At 72.3% G+C, this 21,113-nt stretch carries 19 protein-coding genes; 7 read left to right on the top strand and 12 right to left on the bottom strand.

Annotated elements, in window-relative coordinates; translation table 11 throughout:
- Window positions 1–9: 9 nt before the first annotated feature.
- Window positions 10–1,044: a LacI family DNA-binding transcriptional regulator gene (locus ACPPVS_RS06840; RefSeq protein WP_426595275.1), complete on the top strand. Its 1,035-nt coding sequence runs from the start codon at window positions 10–12 to the stop codon at window positions 1,042–1,044.
- Complete coding sequence (gene uxaC / locus ACPPVS_RS06835; protein WP_426595274.1) at window positions 1,041–2,456, top strand: glucuronate isomerase; 1,416 nt, start codon at window positions 1,041–1,043, stop codon at window positions 2,454–2,456. Before ACPPVS_RS06840 ends, uxaC begins: the two co-directional genes overlap by 4 nt.
- A 4-nt stretch (window positions 2,457–2,460) precedes the next feature.
- On the opposite strand, the gene ACPPVS_RS06830 is transcribed toward uxaC, so the two are convergent.
- The 4 genes from ACPPVS_RS06830 to ACPPVS_RS06815 form a co-directional block, all read right to left on the bottom strand.
- On the bottom strand, window positions 2,461–3,804 hold the full coding sequence (locus tag ACPPVS_RS06830; RefSeq protein ID WP_426595273.1) for a M16 family metallopeptidase: 1,344 nt from the start codon (window positions 3,802–3,804) through the stop codon (window positions 2,461–2,463).
- A gap of 1 nt (window position 3,805) precedes the next feature.
- Complete coding sequence (locus ACPPVS_RS06825) at window positions 3,806–6,040, bottom strand: polyribonucleotide nucleotidyltransferase (RefSeq protein WP_426595272.1); 2,235 nt, start codon at window positions 6,038–6,040, stop codon at window positions 3,806–3,808.
- Between the two features lie 204 nt (window positions 6,041–6,244).
- Complete coding sequence (rpsO, locus tag ACPPVS_RS06820; protein WP_426595271.1) at window positions 6,245–6,481, bottom strand: 30S ribosomal protein S15; 237 nt, start codon at window positions 6,479–6,481, stop codon at window positions 6,245–6,247.
- 126 nt (window positions 6,482–6,607) lie between these two features.
- Window positions 6,608–7,615 carry a bifunctional riboflavin kinase/FAD synthetase gene (locus ACPPVS_RS06815; RefSeq protein WP_426595270.1) on the bottom strand — a complete coding sequence of 336 codons (1,008 nt, stop codon included), beginning with the start codon at window positions 7,613–7,615 and terminating at the stop codon, window positions 6,608–6,610.
- Between the two features lie 161 nt (window positions 7,616–7,776).
- Here ACPPVS_RS06815 and ACPPVS_RS06810 point away from each other — a divergent pair, with 161 nt between their 5' ends.
- From ACPPVS_RS06810 to ACPPVS_RS06800, 3 genes are read left to right on the top strand one after another with little or no spacing between them, the layout of a single operon-like run.
- The gene (locus tag ACPPVS_RS06810; protein ID WP_426595269.1) at window positions 7,777–8,922 is read left to right on the top strand and encodes an anion permease; all 1,146 of its coding nucleotides are present in this window, start codon (window positions 7,777–7,779) and stop codon (window positions 8,920–8,922) included.
- Window positions 8,919–9,137: a hypothetical protein gene (locus ACPPVS_RS06805; RefSeq protein WP_426595268.1), complete on the top strand. Its 219-nt coding sequence runs from the start codon at window positions 8,919–8,921 to the stop codon at window positions 9,135–9,137. Before ACPPVS_RS06810 ends, ACPPVS_RS06805 begins: the two co-directional genes overlap by 4 nt.
- Window positions 9,137–9,439 (top strand): DUF3349 domain-containing protein, encoded by a 303-nt coding sequence (locus ACPPVS_RS06800; protein ID WP_426595267.1) that lies wholly within the window; start codon window positions 9,137–9,139, stop codon window positions 9,437–9,439. The genes ACPPVS_RS06805 and ACPPVS_RS06800 overlap by 1 nt, the downstream gene beginning before the upstream one ends.
- Window positions 9,440–9,459: 20 nt before the next feature.
- On the opposite strand, the gene truB is transcribed toward ACPPVS_RS06800, so the two are convergent.
- Entirely contained in the window at window positions 9,460–10,386 is a 927-nt protein-coding gene (truB, locus tag ACPPVS_RS06795) for a tRNA pseudouridine(55) synthase TruB (protein ID WP_426595266.1), read from the bottom strand.
- Window positions 10,383–10,973, bottom strand: a complete 591-nt coding sequence (locus ACPPVS_RS06790; protein ID WP_426595265.1) for a TetR/AcrR family transcriptional regulator — start codon at window positions 10,971–10,973, stop codon at window positions 10,383–10,385. The genes truB and ACPPVS_RS06790 overlap by 4 nt, the downstream gene beginning before the upstream one ends.
- Window positions 10,974–11,050: 77 nt before the next feature.
- Here ACPPVS_RS06790 and ACPPVS_RS06785 point away from each other — a divergent pair, with 77 nt between their 5' ends.
- A complete protein-coding gene (locus ACPPVS_RS06785; RefSeq protein ID WP_426595264.1) occupies window positions 11,051–12,493 on the top strand; it encodes an MFS transporter in 1,443 nt (480 codons plus the stop codon).
- A 54-nt stretch (window positions 12,494–12,547) separates the two neighbouring features.
- On the opposite strand, the gene rbfA is transcribed toward ACPPVS_RS06785, so the two are convergent.
- From rbfA to rimP, 5 genes are all read right to left on the bottom strand, one after another.
- Window positions 12,548–12,985 carry a 30S ribosome-binding factor RbfA gene (gene rbfA / locus ACPPVS_RS06780; RefSeq protein WP_426595263.1) on the bottom strand — a complete coding sequence of 146 codons (438 nt, stop codon included), beginning with the start codon at window positions 12,983–12,985 and terminating at the stop codon, window positions 12,548–12,550.
- An 83-nt stretch (window positions 12,986–13,068) separates the two neighbouring features.
- Window positions 13,069–15,906 carry a translation initiation factor IF-2 gene (gene infB / locus ACPPVS_RS06775; RefSeq protein WP_426595262.1) on the bottom strand — a complete coding sequence of 946 codons (2,838 nt, stop codon included), beginning with the start codon at window positions 15,904–15,906 and terminating at the stop codon, window positions 13,069–13,071.
- A 149-nt stretch (window positions 15,907–16,055) separates the two neighbouring features.
- A complete protein-coding gene (locus ACPPVS_RS06770; protein WP_426595898.1) occupies window positions 16,056–16,289 on the bottom strand; it encodes a DUF448 domain-containing protein in 234 nt (77 codons plus the stop codon).
- Between the two features lie 191 nt (window positions 16,290–16,480).
- The gene (gene nusA, locus ACPPVS_RS06765; RefSeq protein WP_426595261.1) at window positions 16,481–17,509 is read right to left on the bottom strand and encodes a transcription termination factor NusA; all 1,029 of its coding nucleotides are present in this window, start codon (window positions 17,507–17,509) and stop codon (window positions 16,481–16,483) included.
- A 2-nt stretch (window positions 17,510–17,511) separates the two neighbouring features.
- Window positions 17,512–18,093, bottom strand: coding sequence for a ribosome maturation factor RimP (gene rimP / locus ACPPVS_RS06760; RefSeq protein WP_426595260.1), 582 nt, complete (start codon window positions 18,091–18,093; stop codon window positions 17,512–17,514).
- A 113-nt stretch (window positions 18,094–18,206) separates the two neighbouring features.
- On the opposite strand from rimP, the gene ACPPVS_RS06755 reads away from it, so the two are divergent.
- A complete protein-coding gene (locus ACPPVS_RS06755; protein ID WP_426595259.1) occupies window positions 18,207–19,259 on the top strand; it encodes a DUF4439 domain-containing protein in 1,053 nt (350 codons plus the stop codon).
- A 46-nt stretch (window positions 19,260–19,305) separates the two neighbouring features.
- On the opposite strand, the gene ACPPVS_RS06750 is transcribed toward ACPPVS_RS06755, so the two are convergent.
- Window positions 19,306–21,102, bottom strand: a complete 1,797-nt coding sequence (locus ACPPVS_RS06750; protein WP_426595258.1) for a proline--tRNA ligase — start codon at window positions 21,100–21,102, stop codon at window positions 19,306–19,308.
- Window positions 21,103–21,113: the final 11 nt, after the last annotated feature.

The raw sequence follows: 21,113 nt of genomic DNA, 5'->3' as shown, positions 1-21,113 counted from the left end.
CTGAGCATCATGAGACCTCGCGTCGACGACGGCGCACCCCGGCCGGCCACCCTGTCCGATGTCGCAGCGGCGGCGGGGGTGGCCATCTCGACGGTCTCGCGCGCGTTGAGCAACCCCGCGCGCGTCAACGCGGCCACCCGCGAACGGATCCAGAAGGTCGCTGCCGAGATGCACTACGTGCCGAGCGACTCGGCACGCGCCCTGACCTCCGGGAAGACCAAGACGGTCGCCGTGCTTGTCTCCGACGTCACCAACCCGTTCTACTTCGACATCATCCGCGGCACGCAGCAGCAGCTGAGGGCGGCCGGGTACACGCAGCTCCTGGTCGACACCGAGGAGAGCGACGAGCTCGAGGACGGCATGCTGCACCGGCTCCGGCGGTCGTACGACGGCGCCATCCTCGCCGCGTCCCGCCTCTCGGAACGGCGGCTGACGGCGCTGTCCGCCGAGATCCCGCTCGTGGCCATCAACCGCCAGACGCCGGGCGTCCCGACGGTCTTCATCGACACCCCGAACGGCATCGACCAGGCCGTCGAGCACCTGGTCTCGCTCGGCCACACGCGCATCGCCTACGCGGCCGGACCCGAGACCTCGTGGCCGAACGAGGGTCGCTGGCGCGCGTTGCAGCGCGCGGCCAAACGGCACGGCATCGTCCCCGGGCGGATCGGCCCGTTCGCCCCGCGCCGCTCGGCAGGCGCTGCCGCCGCGGACGCCGCGGTGAACGCCGGGATCACCGCCTGCATCGCGTTCAACGACCTGCTCGCCATCGGGATGCTCCAGCGGCTGCGCCAGCGCGGGGTCCGCGTGCCCGACGACATCTCGATCGTGGGGTGCGACGACATCTTCGGGGCCGACTTCTGCAACCCTCCCCTGACGACGCTGACGGCGCCCATCGAGCAAGCCGGTCGCACGGCCGTCTCGATCCTGCTGGCCCGGCTCGGGGACCCCACGGCACCGGTCCCCCGCCGCGGCGCGACGCTGCCCACACACCTCACCATCCGCTCCTCGACCGGCCCGAAGGCCGCGAACGGCAGGCACCCGTGACACTCCTCCAGCCGCACCCTGACCGCCTGCTCCCGTCGGACCCGGGCCGGCGCGACATCGCCCGCCGCCTGTACGCGGAGGTCGCGGACGCCCCGATCTACTCTCCGCACGGGCACGTGGACGCACGCCTGCTCCTCGACGACCAGCCCTTCGGCGACCCGGCGACCCTGCTCATCACGCCCGACCACTACGTCCTGCGCCTGCTGCACGCCGCGGGCGTCCCCCTCGACGACCTGGGCCTGGGCAGGGACGGCGCCGCGCCGACCGCCGCCGGCCGAGAGGTCTGGCGGCGGCTGGCCGAGCACTGGGACCTGTTCCTGGGCACACCCGTGCGGTTCTGGTTCGAGTCCGAGCTGCACGACGTGTTCGGCCTGACCGAGCACCCGTCGGCCGCGAACGCCGACGTCCTGTACGACCAGCTGGTCGACGCGCTCGCCCAGGACGCGTTCCGGCCGCGGGCCCTGTTCGACCGGTTCGGCATCGAGGTCCTGGCCACCACCGACGACCCGGCCGACGACCTCTCGGCCCACCACGCGCTGCGCGCGGACCCAGCGTTCACCGGTCGGGTGCTGCCGACGTTCCGCGCAGATCGCTACATGGACCCGTCCGAGGCGACCTGGGCGGACGCGCTGCAGCGGCTCGCCGGCGCCGCGGACGTCGACACGACCACCTACGCCGGGCTCCTCGCCGCCCTGCGGGCCCGACGCGCGGCGTTCGTCGCGGCCGGCGGGACCGCGACGGACACGGGGGTGCCCGACGCCGGCAGCACACCGCTGGACGCAGCGGACGCCGAGCGGATCCACGCCCAGGCGCTGCGCAGCACCCTCGGCGCCGCCGACGCCGTCGCGTACCGCCGGAACATGCTCTTCCGGCTGGCCGAGATGTCGGCTCAGGACGGGCTCGTGATGCAGCTGCACCCGGGCGTGATCCGCAGCCACCACGCCCCGACGCTCGCGGCATTCGGACCGGACACCGGCCACGACCTGCCGGACGCGGGCGCGTTCACGCGCCCGCTGACGCCGATCCTCGACGCGTTCGGCACGAACCCGACGTTCCGCCTCGTCCTGTTCACGGTCGACGAGACCACGTTCAGCAGAGAGATCGCGCCGCTCGCGGGGTTCTACCCGAGCGTCTACGCGGGCGCGCCGTGGTGGTTCCTCGACACCCCCGCCGCCATCTGGCGCTACCGCCAGGCCGTCACGGACAGCGCCGGGTTCACCAAGACCTCCGGCTTCATCGACGACACCCGGGCCTACTGCTCGATCCCGGCCCGGCACGACATGTCGCGCCGCCTGGACGCCGCCTACCTGGCCTCGCTCGTCGCGACCCACCAGGTCTCGGAGGACGACGCGCTGGGCGTGGCCCGCAGGCTCGTCGACGACATCCCGCGGGCCACGTTCCGGCTGGGTTGAGCGCTCAGTCGCCGAACGGTCCGACGCGCACCACGGAACGCGGGCGCGACGCGAGGTCGGCGGCCAGCTCCTGCACGTCCTGGACGGTGACCTCGCGGATGCGCTCCAGCGACTCGTCGATGCTCATCAGCGACCCGTGGACCAGCTCGGACTTGCCGAGCCGGCTCATGCGCGACCCGGAGTCCTCCATGCCGAGAACCAGACCGCCCGACAGCTGGCCCATGGACCGCTCGAGCTCGGCCTGGGTGATCGGGGCGTCCGCCATCCGCTCCCACTCCTCGACCATGAGCGCGACGACCTCGTCGACGCGCGCCGGCGTACAGCCCGCGTACAGGCCGAAGACGCCGGTGTCTGCGTGCCCGGACGCGAACGAGTAGGTGGAGTAGGCCAGCCCGCGACGCTCGCGGATCTCCTGGAACAGGCGGGACGACATGCCGCCGCCGAGCACCGCGTTCAGCACGGAGAGCGTGAACCGGCGCGGGTCGGTAGCCGTCAGGGACGTGCCTCCGATGATGACGTTGGCCTGCTCGGTCTGACGGCGGATCGTGCGCTCGACGCCCGCGGCCGGGATGCCGTGCTCGCCGGCCATCAGGCCGGTGCTGGACAGGCGTCGGCCTCGCGGCTCGACGCCCTCGTCGAGGCTCCATCCACCGGTGTGCAGCGCCTGGGTGACCTGCTCGCACAGCAGGTCGTGGTCGACGCCGCCCGCGGCCGTGACCACGAGCGTCGATGACTGGTAGTGCTCGCGGTAGTGCTCCCAGACGGCGTCGCGCGGCACCGCCTTGATGGTGTCGGGGGTGCCGCCGATGGGCCGGCCGAGCGCGTGCGCGCCCAGCACCAGCGCGGCGAACTGCTCGTGCACGACGTCGCTCGGGTCGTCGTCGTTCATCGCGAGCTCTTCGAGGATGACGCCGCGCTCGGTCTCGAGCTCGTCGCCGTCGAGGCGCGCGGAGGTGACCATGTCCGCGATGACGTCGACCGCCATCGGCAGGTCGGTGTCGAGCACCCGCGCGTAGTAGCAGGTGTGCTCCTTGCCGGTGGCGGCGTTGGCCTCACCGCCGACGGCGTCGAACGCCTCGGCGATGTCCATGGCCGTCCGGCGCGCGGTGCCCTTGAACAGCAGGTGCTCGAGGAAGTGCGTCGAGCCGTGGTGGCCGTCGGACTCGTCGCGCGAGCCGACGCCCACCCAGGCGCCCACGGTCGCCGAGCGCAGGCCCGGCATGTGCTCCGTGAGCACCCGGACCCCGCCGGGCAGGACAGAACGACGCACGATGGCGTCGCCGTCCTGCCCGACGGTCAGCTCGGCGCCCGGCTGACCCGGACGGACGAGCGGAAGGTCCAGCGGCACGTCAGGCGTCGACCGACTCGGCAGCGTCCGCAGAGGACGAGGCGTCCTCCGCTCCGTCATCGATGACCGCGTGCAGCGACAGCTTGCCGCGCGGGTCGATCTCGCCGATCTCGACCTGGACCTTCTGCCCGATGGACAGGACGTCCTCGACGTTCTCGACGCGCTTGCCACCGACGAGGCGGCGGATCTGCGAGATGTGCAGCAGACCGTCCTTGCCCGGGGAGAGCGAGACGAACGCACCGAACGTCGTGGTCTTGACGACCGTGCCGACGAAGCGCTCACCGATCTCGGGCATGTGCGGGTTGGCGATCGCGTTGATCGCCGCACGCGCGGCCTCCGCCGACGGACCGTCGGTGGCGCCGATGTAGACCGTGCCGTCGTCCTCGATCGAGATGTCGGCGCCGGTCTCCTCCTGGATCTGGTTGATCATCTTGCCCTTCGGCCCGATGACCTCGCCGATCTTGTCGACGGGGACCTTCACCGTGATGACGCGGGGAGCGAACGGGCTCATCTCGTCGGGCACGTCGATCGCCTCGGCGATGACGTCGAGGATCGCCAGGCGAGCCTCCTTGGCCTGGGTCAGCGCGCCGGCGAGCACCGAGGCGGGGATGCCCTCGAGCTTGGTGTCGAGCTGGATGGCCGTGACGAACTCGCGGGTACCGGCGACCTTGAAGTCCATGTCACCGAACGCGTCCTCGGCGCCGAGGATGTCGGTGAGCGCCGCGTAGCGGGTCTCACCGTTCACCGTGTCGGAGACGAGGCCCATGGCGATGCCCGCGACGGGCGCGCGCAGCGGCACACCCGCGTTGAGCAGCGACAGGGTGGACGCGCAGACTGAGCCCATGGACGTCGAGCCGTTGGAGCTCAGCGCCTCGGAGACCTGGCGGATGGCGTAGGGGAACTCCTCGCGGCTCGGGAGCACCGGCATGAGCGCGCGCTCGGCGAGCGCCCCGTGGCCGATCTCGCGACGCTTCGGCGAACCGACGCGACCCGTCTCGCCCGTGGAGTAGGGCGGGAAGTTGTAGTTGTGCATGTAGCGCTTGCGCGTCTCCGGGGAGAGCGTGTCGAGCTGCTGCTCCATGCGCAGCATGTTCAGCGTGGTGACGCCCAGGATCTGGGTCTCGCCGCGCTCGAAGATCGCCGAGCCGTGCACGCGGGGCAGGACCTCGACCTCGGCCGAGAGCGTGCGGATGTCCCGCAGGCCACGGCCGTCGATGCGGAAGCCGTCCGTGAGGATGCGCTGCCGGATGAGCTTCTTCTGGACCGAGCGGTAGGCGGCCGACAGCTCCTTCTCGCGACCCTCGAACTGCTCGGACAGGCCGGCGACGACCTCGCCCTTGATCTCGTCGAGACGGTTCTCGCGGGTCTGCTTGTCCGCGATGCTCAGGGCCTCGCCCAGCGACGCGGTCGAGAAGGCCTCGACGGCGGCGTAGGCGTCGTCCTGGTAGTCCGGGAACGTCGGGAAGACCTGGGTCTCCTTGGCGGCCTTCGCGGCGAGCTCCTGCTGCGCCTGGACGAGCACCTTGATGAACGGCTTGGCCGCCTCGATGCCCTGCGACACGACCTCCTCGGTCGGGGCGACACCACCCTCGAGCTTGATGATGTTCCAGGACTTCTCGGGTGCCTCGGCCTCGATCATCGCGATCGCGACGTCATCGCCGACGACGCGACCCGCGACGACCATGTCGAACGTCGCGCGCTCACGCTCGGAGTACCGCGGGAACGCGACCCACTGGCCCTCGACCAGGGCGACGCGGACACCGGCGACGGGGCCGGAGAACGGCAGGCCGGAGAGCTGGGTGGAGATGGACGCCGCGTTGATGGCCAGCGTGTCGTACGAGTCGTCCGGGTGGATCGACAGCACGGTGATGACGACCTGCACCTCGTTGCGCAGGCCCTTGACGAACAGGGGGCGCAGCGGGCGGTCGATGAGCCGGCACGCGAGGATGGCCTCGGTGGACGGGCGGCCCTCGCGACGGAAGAACGAGCCGGGGATCTTGCCGGCCGCGTACGACCGCTCCTCGACGTCGATCGTCAGCGGGAAGAAGTCGAACTGGTCCTTCGGGTGCTTGCCGGCCGTGGTGGCGGCGAGCAGCGTCGTCTCGCCGTCCAGGTAGGCGACGGCGGAACCGGCGGCCTGCTTGGCGATGCGGCCGGTCTCGAAGCGGACGGTGCGGGTGCCGAAGCGACCGTTGTCGATCACTGCCTCGGCGAACTGGATCTCGGGACCCTCCATGGGTGCCCTCCTCTTTCTTGAAGGCGCCGGCCGTCCGCGAGCGATCTTCGATCGAGGCCACCGGACGCGTGCAAAAGGCTTCCGGAAGCCACTACCGAGGACCGGACCGAGCGGACCGACGCGGTGTGGTGATGCGTGACGTGCTGACTGGCCGTAACGCCACACCAGCCCGGACCCTGGGCGGGTCCGGGCTGGTGGAAGGCGTTATCGGCGCAGGCCGAGCCGCTCGATGATGCTGCGGTAGCGGTTGATGTCGACCTTCTGGAGGTAACCGAGAAGGCGGCGACGCTGACCGACGAGCAGCAACAGACCGCGGCGGCTGTGGTGGTCGTGCTTGTGGGTCTTGAGGTGCTCCGTGAGGTCCTTGATGCGCTGCGTGAGCATCGCGATCTGAACCTCGGGGGAACCGGTGTCACCCTCGTGGGTGGCGTACTCGGTCATGATGGACTGCTTGACGGCACTTTCGAGCGGCACTCGATCTCCTGGTTGACTCGTTGCGCGGTGCGCCGGGGCATGTCCACCCGGGCTCTCTCTGTCCGCGGCCGTTCAGACGGCGCACACAGACTATCAGGCTGTGGGCGTCGCCCTCGCACCGGTGGCCAGGATCACGCGCGCACGGTTCACGTCCTCGTGCATCCGGACCACGAGCTCGTCGATGGAGTCGAAGCGCAGCGTCGGCCGCAGTCGCTCGACCAGCTCGAGCACCACGACCTGGTCGTAGAGGTCGAGGTCGGTGCGGTCGAGCACGTACGCCTCGACGCGCCGCTCGGCTCCGTCGAAGGTCGGGTTGGTGCCGATGGAGATCGCCGCCGGCAGCACCTCGGCGCTGGCGACACGCCACAGCCAGCCCGCGTAGACGCCGTCGGCCGGCACGAGACCCGTGGAGTCCTGCCCGAGGTTCGCCGTCGGGAAGCCCAGCTCGCGGCCGCGCGCGTCGCCGTGCACGACCGTGCCGCGGATGCGGTGCGGACGGCCGAGCACCCGGGCCGCCTGGACGACGTCCCCGGCCTCGAGCAGCTCGCGCACCCAGGTCGACGACCAGCGGCGTCGCAGCGGGTCCGCCACGAGGTCCTCGGGGCTGCCCGGGTCGGCGGACTGCGCCGGCGTGACGTCCTCGATCACCTCGACGTCGAACCCGTGGGTCCGGCCGAGCTCGACCATCGTCGACAGGTCGCCGGAGTTGTCGCGGCCGAACCGCACGTCCCGTCCGACGACGACCGTCCGCGCCCGCAGCCCGTCGACCAGGTAGCGCCGGACGAACTCGTCGGGCGTCTGGCGCGCGAACTCGAGCGTGTAGGTCAGCAACAGGACGGCGTCCAGGCCGGTGCGCTCGAGCAGCTCGAGGCGATCGTCGTCGCCGGTGATGACCGGCGGCGCGCTGTCCGGGCGGTGCACCTGCTGCGGGTGCGGCGTGAAGGTCACCGCGACGGCCTGCGCACCGACGGCACGGGCGTCGGCGCACATGCGCTCGAGGACGCTCGCGTGGCCGCGGTGCACGCCGTCGAAGTTGCCGATCGTGACGACCGAGGGCCCGAACCCGTCGGGGACGGCGGCCAGCTCCCGCCAGATCTGCACGCGTGCTCCTCGCGAAGGCGTCGGGAGCCCGGTCGGACGCCCGACGGACAAGCCTGCCATCCCTCGCGGGCACCGCGCGCCAGTCGTCCGTAGGCGAGCTTCCGACAAGCTCGCGCGAGACGGGCTTGCGGACGCGCGCGCAGCCGAGGACCGTCGGCATCGTGACGGACGTCCCTCTGCTCGTTCTGGTCGTGGTGACGGCACTCGCCTTCGACTTCACCAACGGCTTCCACGACACCGCCAACGCGATGGCTGCGTCGATCGCGACCGGTGCACTGCGACCCAAGATCGCCGTCGCCCTGTCCGCCGTCCTGAACATCGTCGGCGCGTTCCTCTCGCTGGCGGTGGCGGCGACCATCGCGTCGGGCATCGTGAACCAGGACAGCGTGACGCTGTCCGTGGTGTTCGCCGGGCTCGTCGGCGGCATCCTGTGGAACCTCGCCACGTGGTACCTGGGCCTGCCGTCCAGCTCCTCGCACGCGATCATCGGCGGCCTGGTCGGCGCGGTGCTCGTCTCCGCCGGCACGAGCGGTGTCATCTGGAGCGGGCTGATCGGCAAGGTCATCATCCCCGCGGTCATCGCCCCGGTCGCAGCCGGCGCCGTGGCGGCGCTGGGCACGTGGCTCGTCTACCGCATCACGCGCGGTGTGGGCGGCGCCGAACGGACCAATGATTTCCGCTGGGGTCAGATCGGGTCCGCGTCGATGGTCTCGCTGGCGCACGGCACGAACGACGCGCAGAAGACCATGGGCATCATCCTGCTCGCGCTGATCGCCGGCGGCGCGTTGCCGGCCGGGTCGGCGGTGCCGGTCTGGGTCATCCTGTGCTGCGCGCTGGCCATCGGGCTGGGCACCTACTTCGGCGGCTGGCGCGTGATCCGCACGCTCGGCAAGGGCCTGGTGGACATCGAGTCGCCGCAGGGCCTCGCGGCGGACACGTCGACGGCGGTCGTCATCCTCGTCTCCAGCAACCTGGGCTTCCCGCTGTCCACCACGCACGTCGCCAGCGGCTCGATCATGGGCTCGGGCGTCGGTCGCCGCAGCGAGGTCCGCTGGTCGACCGCGCGTCGCATGGCGATCGCCTGGCTCATCACCCTGCCCTCCGCCGCCGCGGTCGGCGCCGCAGCCGAGGGGCTGCAGACCTGGCTGCACGGCACGTTCGGCAACGCCGTCGTCCTGGTCATCCTCGTGGTGCTGGCCACCGGTATCTTCCTGGCCGCGCGGCGCACGGCCGTCAACCACCACAACGTCAACGACGAGTGGGCGGAGCCCGCCAAGGCGCCGGTCCCGACGGGGAGCAACGCATGAGCCGGTACGTCGACGGCGCCGCCCTGGTCCGGGTGGTGGTGGTGAGCCTTCTCCTGGGCGCCGGGATCCCGGCCGTCTTCTCGCTCGGAGTCCGGTCGCTGGCCTGGGACGGCGACACCGCGCGGCCAGCCATCCGCACGGTCGCCGCCGGGCTGTGCTTCCTCGTCGTGATCGCCGCGATCGTGTTCGGCATCTACACGATCATGGCCAGCTGATGGCGCGGGCCAACGCGGTGCGCCGCGTCGCCGACTGGCTGCGCGAGGGCTACCCCACGGGGGTCCCCGAGCAGGACTACGTCGCGCTCCTCGCGCTCCTGCGACGCAAGCTGACCGAGGAGGAGGTGGAGGAGGTCACCGACCGCATCATCCTGCTCCACCCCGACGGCGGCATCCCGCCCGCCGTGGTGGGCGAGCAGATCGGCGCCCTGCTGGACCAGGAGCCGCACGAGAGCGACGTGGCCCGGGTCAGCGCGCGGCTGGCGGCGGTCGGCTGGCCGTTGGCCGAGATAGACGACTGACTCAGGCCCCGACGACTGACTCAGGCCGGCGCGAAGACGAGCACCGGCCGCACGGCGCCATCGCGCGTCTCGACGAGGGCGACCAACCGCCCGTCGGGCGCCACCGCGGCCGTGGTCCCCGCGGACGGCTCGCCCGCCGCGGACAGCCGCTGCCCGTAGGCCAACGCGGTCGCCTCCTGCGTCGTCAGCTCGCGGACCGGGAACGTCGCGCGCGCGGAGTCGGCCAGCGAGACGACGTCGATCGGCACATCGGGTGCCACCTCGGCGAGCTCGTCCAGCGTGCGCGCGGCGTCGAGCCCGTACCCGCCGACGCGGGTGCGCCGCAGGGCGGTCAGGTGCCCCCCGACGCCCAGTGCGGCCCCGAGGTCTCGAGCCAGTGCCCGGACGTAGGTTCCCGACGAGACGACGACCATGACATCGACGTCGACGACACGGTCGGCGGTACGCACGTCGTGCACGTCGAACGTCGACACCGTCACCGGCCGTGCCGCGAGCTCGACCTCCTCGCCCGCGCGCACCCGGGCGTAGGCCCGCTGGCCGTCCACCTTGATGGCCGAGACCGCGCTCGGTCGCTGCTGGATCTGCCCCGTCAGCGCCGCTACCCCGGCGGACAGCGCCTCACGCGTCACCCCGGACGCATCCGTGACCGCGAGCGTCTCGCCCTCGGCGTCGTCGGTCGTCGTTGTGACACCGAGCCGGATGGTCGCCGTGTACTCCTTGTCGGCGCCGACGATGTACGTCAGCAGCCGCGTGGCGCGGCCGATCCCGATGACCAGCACGCCCGTGGCCATGGGGTCGAGCGTGCCGGCGTGCCCGACCTTGCGGGTCCCCGCGAGCCAGCGCATGCGGGCGACGACGTCGTGGCTGGTCCAGCCGGCGGGCTTGTCGACGACGACGACCCCGTCCGCCGCGGTCGGTCGCCGCGGCGAGCCGTCCTTCGGCGTCACGCGGAGCGACGCTGCTCGTCGATGCCGGAGCGGACGCACTCCAGGAGCGCGTCGAGACCGCCGTCCTCCCCCGGGTGCGCCGGGGCGTCGACCGCCAGCAGGACGTTGATGAGCATGCCGGAGGCCACGAACACGCGGGCCTCGTCGTCGGCCGCCCCCGTGCGGTCCCGGAACAGCCGGAACGCCTCCCCGAGCGTGTGCCGGGCGATCGTGCCCACCTCGTCGTCGTTGCCGGCGAGGAAGCCGTGCATGGTGAGCCGCAGCAGGTCGCGGTCGTCGAGCAGCTGGACGTAGGCCTTCGCCATCTGGGCGCCGGCGTCCGGGCCGGGTTCGACCGATCCCAGCGCGGCCTTGATCTCGTCGCTCGCCTGCCGGTAGGCGGCCAGGAAGAGCTCGCGCTTGGAGCCGAACAGCCGCACCACATACGGCTGGGACACGCCTGCCGCGCGGGCGACCTCGTCGGTCGTGGCCGCGTACCCCTTGTCGGCGAACACGCGTCGCGCGGCCGCAAGGATCTGGTCGCGGCGTGCCGCACCCGTCATCCGCGACGTCGTCGTCGGAACCTGGACCTCGATCTGCTCGGACATGTTGACATGTTATCAGTGGATGCCTAACGTCGTGCTTGTTAGTAATCAATCAATGCCAACAAGCCCTAGGAGACCTCGTGACGATCACGACACCCGCAGCGTCCCGGGCCCAGACCCCACCCCCCGCGCGTCCCGTCCTGCGCCGTCGCGGCACCGCGATCGCCCTGGTCGCGGCCTCCCTCCCGATGTTCATGGCGACGCTCGACAACCTCGTCATGACCACGGCGCTCCCCGTCCTGCACACCGACCTGCACGCGTCGATCGAACAGCTGCAGTGGATGGTGAACGCGTACACGCTCTCGTTCGCGACGCTGATGATCGCCGCAGCCACCCTCGGCGACCGGCTCGGTCGGCGGCGCGTGTTCATCGCGGGCATCGCGATCTTCGGCGGCGCGTCGATCCTGTCGGCGCTGTCCAGCAGCCCCGAGATGCTCATCGGGGCGCGCGCGCTGCAGGGCGCGGGGGCCGCCGCGATCATGCCCCTCTCCCTGGCCCTGCTCGCGGGCGCCGTGCCGGCCAGCCGTCGCGCCATGGCGATCGGGGTCTGGGGCGGGGTCTCCGGCCTCGGTGTCGCGCTCGGACCCGTCATCGGCGGGGCCGTGGTCGACGGCATCTCCTGGGAGGCCATCTTCTGGATCAACGTCCCGGTCGCACTGATCGCCATCCCGCTCGTCCTCTGGGCGCTGCCCGAGTCGCACGGCCGGCGCCAGCCGCTCGACCTGGTGGGCCTCGCGCTCGCCGGCACGTCGGTCCTCACCATCGTCTGGTCGATCATCCGCGGCAACGACGACGGCTGGGGTTCCACCCGGGTCGTCGGCGGCCTGGCTCTCGGTGTCGCCCTGCTGGTCGCCTTCCTGCTCCGCGAGTCCCGCACCGACCACCCGCTGGTGCCGCTGCGACTGTTCCGCGAGCGGTCGTTCTCGGTGGCCAACATCAGCGCGTTCGCCTTCTCGTTCGGCGTCTTCGGCCTGGTGTTCCTGCTGGCGCAGTACCTGCAGATCGGTATGGGCTTCACTCCCCTGCAGGCCGGGATCCGCACGCTGCCGTGGACCGCGGCGCCCATGATCTTCGCCCCGATCGCCGGGATGCTCGCGCCGCGCATCGGCGTCCGGCCGCTGCTGGCGACGGGCCTGCTCCTGCAGGCGGCCGGCCTGGCGTGGCAGGGACTGCTGGTCACCAGCAACACCCTGACCTACGCCGACCTCGTGCCCGGGCTCGCGTTGGCCGGCATCGGGATGGGTCTGACGTTCGCGCCGAGCGCCACCGCGGTGCTCGCGGACATGGTGCCCGACGACCACGGCACGGCGAGCTCGGTCAACGCCACCATCCGGGAGATCGGCGGCGCCCTCGGCGTCGCGGCACTGGTGGCCGTCTTCACCGCGTCGAACGGCACCCTGACACCGACCGGCTACGCAGCGGGCCTGCAGCCCGCGGCCTACGTCGCCGCGGTGGTCGTGGCGATCGGCGCAGCGGTCGTCCTGATCTGGATGCCCAGGAACACGGGCAAGACGCTCGCCTGACGACGCACGAACGCCGCCCCCGGTCCTCCGGGGGCGGCGTTCGCGTCGGGGCTCTCAGTCCTCGTCGTCGTCCTCGTCGGACTTCTTGTACGGGTCGGCGTCGCCGGCGAACGACGCCTGCGCTGCCAGCGCGGCCACCTCGCGGTCGCGACGGGCCGCGTCGATCAACGCCGCGTCGAGCTGCGCGGACGTGTCCGGCAGCGCGTCGAGGTGGAAGTCGAGCGACGGGGTCAGCCGGATGCCGGTCTGCTTGCCCACCTCCGACCGGATGATGCCCTTGGCGCTCTCGAGCGCCTTGGCCGAGTCGGTCCGCGCGGCGTCGTCGCCGAGCACCGTGTAGAAGACGTCGGCATGCTGCAGGTCGCCGGTCACGCGGACGTCCGTGATGGTGACGAAGCCGAGCCGGGGGTCCTTGATCCGGGTGTCGAGCATCTGCGCGACGACCTGCTGGATGCGCTCACTGAGCTTGCGGGCGCGGGCGGTGTCCGCCATCGGATCACTCCTTGTCTGGTAGAGAGACCGCGGGGCGGGCGAGGACTCGCCTCACCCGCCCCGCGGTCGGTGGATCACTGAGATCAGGCGCGAGGCTTCTCGCGCATCTCCCAGGTCTCGATGGTGTCGCCGATCTCGACGTCGTTGAACGACCCGAGGCCGATGCCGCACTCGAAGCCCTCGCGGACCTCCGTGGCGTCGTCCTTGAACCGCTTGAGCGACTCGATCGTCAGGTTGTCCCCGATGATCTTGCCGCCACGCGTGACGCGCGCCTTCGTGTTGCGGCGGATGAGGCCCGACCGGACGATCGACCCGGCGATGTTGCCGAACTTCGAGGACCGGAAGACCTCGCGCACCTCGGCGGAACCGAGCTGCACCTCCTCGTACTCCGGCTTGAGCATGCCCTTGAGGGCCGCCTCGACGTCGTCGATCGCCTGGTAGATGACCGAGTAGAAGCGCACGTCGACGCCCTCACGGTCCGCCAGCTCCTCGACGCGCTCCGCGTACTTGACGTTGAACCCGATGATGATGGCCGAGTCGACCGTCGCCAGGTTGACGTCGTTCTGCGTGATCGCACCGACGCCGCGGTGGATGACCCGCAGCTCGACCTCTTCGCCCACGTCGATCTTGAGCAGGGCGTCCTCGAGCGCCTCGACGGCACCCGAGACATCGCCCTTGAGGACCAGGTTGAGGGTCTCGACCTTGCCCTGCGCGAGCGCCTGGGTGAAGTCCTCGAGGCTGACGCGCTTGCGACGCTTGGCCAGGAGGGCGGCACGCTCGGCCGCCTCGCGCTTCTCGCCGATCTGACGCGCGGTGCGGTCGTCGGGCGCCACGATGAACGTGTCGCCGGCGCGGGGCACCGAGGTCAGGCCGAGCACCTGGACCGGACGCGACGGCCCGGCCACCAGGACCGGCTCGCCGTGCTCGTCGAACATGGCACGGACGCGGCCGTAGGCCGTGCCCGCGACGATCGAGTCGCCGACGTTTAGCGTGCCCGACTGGACGAGCACCGTCGCGACGGCACCGCGACCCTTGTCGAGGTTGGCCTCGATGGCCACGCCGCGAGCGTCCTTCTCGGCGTTCGCCCGCAGGTCGAGCGCGGCGTCCGCCGTGAGGAGGACCGCCTCGATCAGCTGGTCGATGCCGACGTTCTGCTTCGCGGAGACGTCGACGAACATCGTGTCGCCGCCGTACTCCTCGGCCACCAGGTTGTACTCGGTGAGCTGCTGGCGGATCTTGTCGGGGTTGGCCCCCTCCTTGTCCACCTTGTTGACCGCGACCACGATCGGCACGCCGGCCGCCTGGGCGTGGTTGAGCGCCTCGATGGTCTGGGGCATCACGCCGTCGTCGGCCGCGACCACGAGGATCGCGATGTCGGTCACCTGCGCACCACGGGCACGCATGGCGGTGAACGCCTCGTGGCCCGGGGTGTCGATGAACGTGACGGCACGGTCGATGCCCTCGTGCGTGGTGTGCACCTGGTAGGCACCGATGTGCTGGGTGATCCCGCCGGCCTCGCCCGCGACGACGTCCGTCTGACGGATGGCGTCGAGGAGCTTGGTCTTTCCGTGGTCGACGTGACCCATGACGGTGACCACAGGGGGTCGCGCCGTCAGGTCGTCGTCGCCCTCGGCCTCGAGCTCGGCGTCCAGGTCGATGTCGAAGGCCCCGAGCAGCTCGCGGTCCTCCTCCTCGGCCGAGACCATCTCGATGACATAGCCGAGCTCGACCGCGAGCGTCCCGAACGTGTCCTCGTCGAGGGACTGCGTCGCCGTGGCCATCTCACCGAGGTGGAACAGCACGGTGACCAGCGCGGCGGGGTTCGCGTCGATCTTGTCGGCGAAGTCGTTCAGCGACGAGCCGTGGCGCAGGCGGACGACCGTCTTGCCGTTGCCGCGAGGAACCTGCACGCCACCGAGGGACGGGGCCTGCATCTGCTCGAACTCTTGACGCTTCGCACGCTTCGACTTGCGGCCACGGACGGGACGACCGCCCGCGCGACCGAAGGCACCCTGCGTGGAGCCGCGACCGGCACCACCGGGGCGACCGCCGCCACCACCGGGACGGCCGGCGAAGCCGCCGCCACCACCCGGTGCACCGCCGGGAGCGCCGCCGGGCGCACCGCCGGGACGACCGGCGTAGCCACCGCGAGCACCGCCGGCACCGCCACCGGCACGACCGCCGCCGGGACCGGCCGGACGCTCACCGGGACGGCCGACGCCGCTGGCCGTGCGGCCCGGCATCATGCCCGGGTTGGGGCGCGGACCACCGGGACGGGGACCACCGGGACGCGGACCACCGGGACGGTCACCCGCGGACGCGACGGGGGCACCGTCGACGGGGGCGGGACGACGGTCACGGTCGCCCGGACGTGGCATGCCCTGCGACGGTGCGAACGGGTTGTTGCCCGGACGCGGGCCGCCGGGGCGGTTGGCGCCCGGACGCTCACCCTGGCGGGGCATGCCCTGCGAGGGTGCGAACGGGTTGTTGCCGGGACGCGCGGCGGGCGCGGGCGCCTGACGCGGTCCGGGACGGACGGGTGCGCCCGTCGCGGCGGCCGCGGCGGCGGGCGCGGGTGCTGCGGTGGCCGGCGCCGGCGCGGCGGCGGGAGCCGGGCGCGTGGGAGCCGGAGCGACGGGAGCCGCGGCGGCCGGAGCCGGGGCGGCAGCGCCGGCGGGGCGAGGAGCCTCGACGACGGGTGCGGGGGCAGGCGCCGGCGCGGGACGCGCGGGTGCCTTGGGTGCTGCTGCTGCGGGGGCTGCTCCGACGGGGTACTCGTCGCGCAGCTTGCGAACGACCGGTGGCTCGATGGTCGACGATGCCGACCGGACGAACTCCCCCATGGTGTTCAGCTTGGTCATGATGGTCTTGCTGTCGACCCCGAGCTCTTTGGCGAGCTCGTAGACGCGGACCTTGGCCACATCTCTCCTGTCTCGGTCCGCCCGGACAGGGTCGGACCGTCGTTAGTGTTCGCTACTCATCGCTGCGTACTCATCGCTGGGTACTCATCGGTGCGTGCTCATCGGGTAGCCATCGGCTTCCAGACCCGCTTCCCTCATCGACGATCGGCCTACGACCCCGGGATCTGCCCGGCGCCCTTCATGCCCTGCTGCTCGACGTGCCGGCGGACGACGCTCACGTCGAGCAGGCCTGCGTTGCGCAGTGCCCGCCCCAGTGCACGTCGGCGTTCGGCGGTGTCGAGACATCCAGGATCGGGGTGCAGCCACGCCCCCCTGCCCGGCATCCGGCGACCGACGTCCACGACCAGCGCGGGAGATCCCGCGGCGTCCGTGGCGACGACCACCCTCAACAGGGCCGACCTCGGGCCGGTGGCTCGGCACCCCACGCAGGTCCGGAGCGGACCCATGCCAGAGACAGTTTTCGCTGTCTGTGGGGTCCGCCGGCTCGACGGGAGGAGCCGGACATCCGGCCCAGCCGCAGCAAGTCTACCGCGCCGTACCACTGGCCGTACCACCGCAGGCGTCGATCGTGACGTCACTCACCGGCGCTCGCACCCTGCAGGTCGCCCGGGACCTCGGCGTCGGAGCGGATGTCGATGCGCCAGCCGGTGAGCTTCGCGGCCAGCCGGGCGTTCTGGCCCTCCTTGCCGATGGCGAGCGACAGCTGGTAGTCCGGCACGACGACCCGGGCGGCGCGGGCCTCGGGGTCGACGACCGTCACGGAGAGCACCCGGGCCGGCGAGAGCGCGTGCGCGATCATCTCGGCCGGGTCGTCGGCGTGGTCGACGATGTCGATCTTCTCGCCGTGCAGCTCGGCCATGACCGCGCGGACGCGACCACCCATCGGGCCGATGCACGCGCCCTTGGCGTTCACGCCGGGAACCGTCGCGCGGACGGCCATCTTGGTGCGGTGGCCCGCCTCGCGCGCCATCGCGGTGATCTCGACGGTGCCGTCGGCCACCTCGGGGACCTCCAGCTCGAACAGCTTGCGCACGAGGTTCGGGTGCGTGCGGGACAGGGTCACCTGCGGGCCGCGCGGGCCGCGGGCGACCTCGAGCACGTAGCCGCGGATTCGGTCGCCGTGCACGTACTCCTCCCCCGGAACCTGCTCGTGCGCGGGGAGCACGGCCTCGGTGCCGCCCACGTCGATCAGCACGGTGCGCGGGTCCCGGCCCTGCTGGATGACGCCGCCGAGCACCTCGCCCTCCTTGCCGCGGAACGCGCCGAGCACCTGGTCGTCCTCGGCGTCCCGCAGGCGCTGCACGATGACCTGCCGGGCGGTCGCGGTCGCGATGCGGCCGAACCCGTCCGGCGTGTGGTCGAACTCCGGCTCGTCGTGGAGCGTGTACTCGGGCTCGTCGTCGTCCTGCACCGGGGGCTCCTCGCGGGCCCACACGGTCACGTGACCGCTCTTGCGGTCCACCTCGACGCGGGCCCGGGTGTGTGCGCCGGGGGTGCGGTGGTACGCCGAGAGCAGTGCCTGCTCGATCGCCGAGACGAGCACGTCGAGGCTGATCTCCCGCTCGCGCTCGAGCATCCGCAGCGTCTGCATGTCGATGTCCATGTTCAGTTCTCCTGTCCGGCGTCGGCGTCGCTGCCGGCCTCGTCGTCGTCCACGGGCCCGACGCCTGTCAGGTCCACCTCGACGTGCGCGGCGCGCACCTCGGACAGCGGCACCTGAACGGCCTCCCCGACCACCGGCTTGCGGCCCTTGAGCCCGGGCGTCACCGGCACGACGACGATCGTGCCGTCCTGCGGCCCCGTCCGCTCGACGGCGGTCAACCGCCCGCTGAGCGTCCCACCGTCGTGGCGGTGCACCACGACCGAGTGCCCGACGGCGCGCGTGAAGTGCCGGCGCTCGGTGAGCGGCCGGGAGACCCCGGGGCTCATCACCTCGAGCGTGTACTCGCCGGTGATCGCCTCGGCGGCGTCCAGGGCGTCCGAGACGGCGTGCGTCGCGTCGGCGATGCGGTCGAGGTCCAGACCGACCTCGTCGTCCTCGGTCACGTCGATCACGACCTCGACCACGGACCGGCCCGCGGAACGCCGCACGGCGACGTCCTCGAGAAGGAGCCCGACGGACTCGACGGCCGGCTCCACGACCTGGCGGACCCGTTCGGCATGTGCTGGGTGCGCTGGCGCGGCCACGTCAGCCTCCTGTCGGCTCCAGCGGGTCAGTGCGCAGACAACGGATCGACCCTGTGATGTTGTGAGCCCAGCGTATCGAGTCCGGGCGTGCCCGACCGCCGCACGTCCGTCGCATGGCAGGATCACCGGCGATGCACGCCCAGCCGCACCCGCACCACGACCCGGATCTCGCCTCGCGCGCCCGCCGGGTCGGTGTCGCGCTCGCCACACTTCTCGCTCTCGCGCTCCTGGCCGGATGTGGCCTGCGCGCCGAGTCGTCGCCCCCGGTCGCGCGCACCCCCGACGCGATCGAGCAGGTCCGCGCCCGCACCGTCGCCGATTCTCTGGCGCTCGCCCAGGCCGCCGGGGCCCTCGCTGCGACACCGGCGGGCGCTGCCGAACCCTTGGCGGGCGTGCTCGCCGACGTCGCCTCGTTCTCCGACCAGCACGCCCAGCAGGCCGGCGGCGCGTACGTCTCGGGCCTGCCGACGCCGACCACCTCGCCGTCGACACCAGCGGTGACGCCGGACGCGCCGACGCTCCTGGCCCAGCTGGCAGCCGCCACGACCACCTCGCTCGCCGACGCCGACGCCGTGGACGACGGTGCTCTCGCGCGACTCGTCGCGTCGATCGCGACGTCGCGGGCGGGACTCACCGCTCGCCTCGCGCAGGCCACCGGCCTGCCGGTCCCCACCGTGACCCCGCCCGTGGACGGCGCCGCGACTCCGGCGCCCACGCCCGCACCCAGCCCGAGCACGGCGTCGGCCACCGACCTGGACGCCCTCGCGCTCGCGCACGACCAGGCGGGCTTCGGCTTCGAGGTCATCGCGGCCAAGCTCGCGGGCGACCAGCGCGCGGCGGCCGTCGCTGCCGCCGCCGCGAACCGGTCGGCCGGCGAGCAGTGGGCCCGCGCCTCGGGCTCCGACGGCACCGCGCAGGATCCGCGTCGTGCGTCGTACGCCCTGCCGACCGGGCTCGACGACCCGACCGCGGCCGTCGCACTCGGCCGCACGCTGGAGTCCGCGGTGGCGGACGCCTACGCGAACGCCGTCGCGGGCGCCCCGGTGGGCGCGCGACTCCCGCTCGTCGACGGTCTCCAGGCCGCGACCGGCGCGGCCGGGACCTGGGGCGCGACCCCGGTCCCGTTCCCCGGCCTCCCCGAACAGACCCAGAAGCCCGCCGGCTGACCTCGACGTCCGCGCCCGCGGACGCCGCAGTCAGCCAGCGGTCGCCTCAGGCGGAGAGCAGCGTGGCGACCAGGCCCGCGACGTGGTCGGCGGCCTGGTCGACCGGGACCTGCTCGGTGGTGCCGCCGGTCCGCGGGCGGACCTCCACGACCCCCTCGGCCAGCCCGCGGCCGACGACGACCACCAGCGGGACCCCGATCAGCTCGGCGTCGGCGAACTTCACCCCCGGCGAGACACGGCCCGGACGGTCGTCGTAGACCACCTCGATGCCGCGCGACGACAGCTCGAGCGCGAGCGCCTCGGCGGCCTCGAACACGGCCGGGTCCTTGCCGGTCGCGACGACCGTCACGTGCGCGGGCGCGACGTGGGCGGGCCAGGCCAGGCCGCGCTCGTCGTTGTTCGCCTCCGCCAGGGCGGCGAGCACCCGGGTCACGCCGATGCCGTACGAACCCATGGTGACCACCTGGGCCTTGCCGTTCTGGTCCAGCACCGTCAGCCCGAGCGCCTGGGCGTACTTGCGGCCGAGCGCGAAGATGTGACCGATCTCGATGCCGCGCGCCAGCTCGAGCGGACCCGATCCGTCGGGCGCGAGGTCACCGGCGCGCACCTCGGCGGCCTCGACCGTGCCGTCGGCGGTGAAGTCGCGGCCCGCGACCAGGTCGAAGACGTGCCGACCGGGCTCGTTCGCCCCCGTGATCCACCGCGTCCCGGCAACCACGCGCGGGTCGAGCAGGTAGCGCACCGCCGTGCGCTCGGCCCCCTCGGCGACCGCGACGTTCGGACCCATCGCCGCGGGACCGATGTAGCCGCGCACCAGCTCGGGGTGCGCGGCGAAGTCGGCATCGCCGGCGGCCTCCACCTCGGCCGGGCTGACCGACGCCTCGAGCCGCTTGAGGTCCACCTCGCGGTCGCCGGGCAGGCCGACGACGAGCAGCTCGCGCTCACCCGTCGGGTGCACCAGCGCGAGGACGACGTTCTTGAGCGTGTCGGCCGCGCTCCAGGCGCGGTCCGGGCGGGCGAACCGCTCGTTCGCGAGGGCGACCAGCGAGTCGATGGTGGGCGTGTCGGGCGTGTCCTCCACGTGCGCCGCGGGTGCGTCCGCGAACGGCAGCGCCTGGGGCACGACGGTCGTGACCGCCTCGACGTTGGCCGCGTAGCCGCCGGCCGAGCGGACGAACGTGTCCTCCCCGATGGGCGTCGGCGTCAGGAACTCCTCGGACCGCGAGCCGCCCATGGCGCCCGACGTGGCCGCCACGATCACGTACTCGAGTCCGAGGCGGTCGAAGATCCGCTGGTAGGCGGCTCGCTGCGCCTGGTAGGAGGCCTCGAGGCCCTCGTCGTCGATGTCGAACGAGTAGGCGTCCTTCATGATGAACTCGCGTCCGCGGATCAGGCCGGCGCGCGGCCGAGCCTCGTCGCGGTACTTGGTCTGGATCTGGTACAGCGCGAGGGGGAGCTCCTTGTACGACGAGTACAGGTCCTTGACCAGGAGCGTGAACATCTCCTCGTGGGTGGGCGCCAGCAGGTAGTCCGCACCCTTGCGGTCATTCAGCCGGAACAGGTTGGGCCCGTACTCGGTCCAGCGCCCCGTGGCCTCGTACGGCTCGCGCGGCAGCAGCGCGGGGAAGTGCACCTCCTGCGCGCCGGCAGCGTTCATCTCCTCGCGCACGACGGCCTCGACCTTGGCCAGCACGCGCAGCCCGAGCGGCAGCCAGGTGTAGATGCCGGGCGCCGCGCGGCGGATGTAGCCGGCTCGCACCAGGAGCCGGTGGCTGGCGACCTCGGCATCGGCGGGGTCCTCGCGCAGGGTGCGGAAGAAGAGGGTCGAGAGGCGCAGAAGCATGACCGCGAGCC

Origin of the sequence: Cellulomonas sp. McL0617 (assembly GCF_049994875.1) — a bacterium.
In the GTDB taxonomy this organism is placed as follows: domain Bacteria; phylum Actinomycetota; class Actinomycetes; order Actinomycetales; family Cellulomonadaceae; genus Cellulomonas.
This window is presented reverse-complemented; position numbering and strand designations above follow the sequence as displayed.

Coding starts and splice junctions, on each gene's coding strand:
- ACPPVS_RS06840 (WP_426595275.1), top strand. CDS start 10: ATGAGACCTCGCGTCGACGACGGCGCACCCCGGCCGGCCACCCTGTCC.
- rpsO (WP_426595271.1), bottom strand. CDS start 6,481: ATGACCGAGTACGCCACCCACGAGGGTGACACCGGTTCCCCCGAGGTT.
- ACPPVS_RS06750 (WP_426595258.1), bottom strand. CDS start 21,102: ATGCTTCTGCGCCTCTCGACCCTCTTCTTCCGCACCCTGCGCGAGGAC.
- ACPPVS_RS06805 (WP_426595268.1), top strand. CDS start 8,919: ATGAGCCGGTACGTCGACGGCGCCGCCCTGGTCCGGGTGGTGGTGGTG.
- ACPPVS_RS06755 (WP_426595259.1), top strand. CDS start 18,207: ATGGCAGGATCACCGGCGATGCACGCCCAGCCGCACCCGCACCACGAC.
- ACPPVS_RS06790 (WP_426595265.1), bottom strand. CDS start 10,973: ATGTCCGAGCAGATCGAGGTCCAGGTTCCGACGACGACGTCGCGGATG.
- rbfA (WP_426595263.1), bottom strand. CDS start 12,985: ATGGCGGACACCGCCCGCGCCCGCAAGCTCAGTGAGCGCATCCAGCAG.
- ACPPVS_RS06800 (WP_426595267.1), top strand. CDS start 9,137: ATGGCGCGGGCCAACGCGGTGCGCCGCGTCGCCGACTGGCTGCGCGAG.
- nusA (WP_426595261.1), bottom strand. CDS start 17,509: ATGGACATCGACATGCAGACGCTGCGGATGCTCGAGCGCGAGCGGGAG.
- ACPPVS_RS06825 (WP_426595272.1), bottom strand. CDS start 6,040: ATGGAGGGTCCCGAGATCCAGTTCGCCGAGGCAGTGATCGACAACGGT.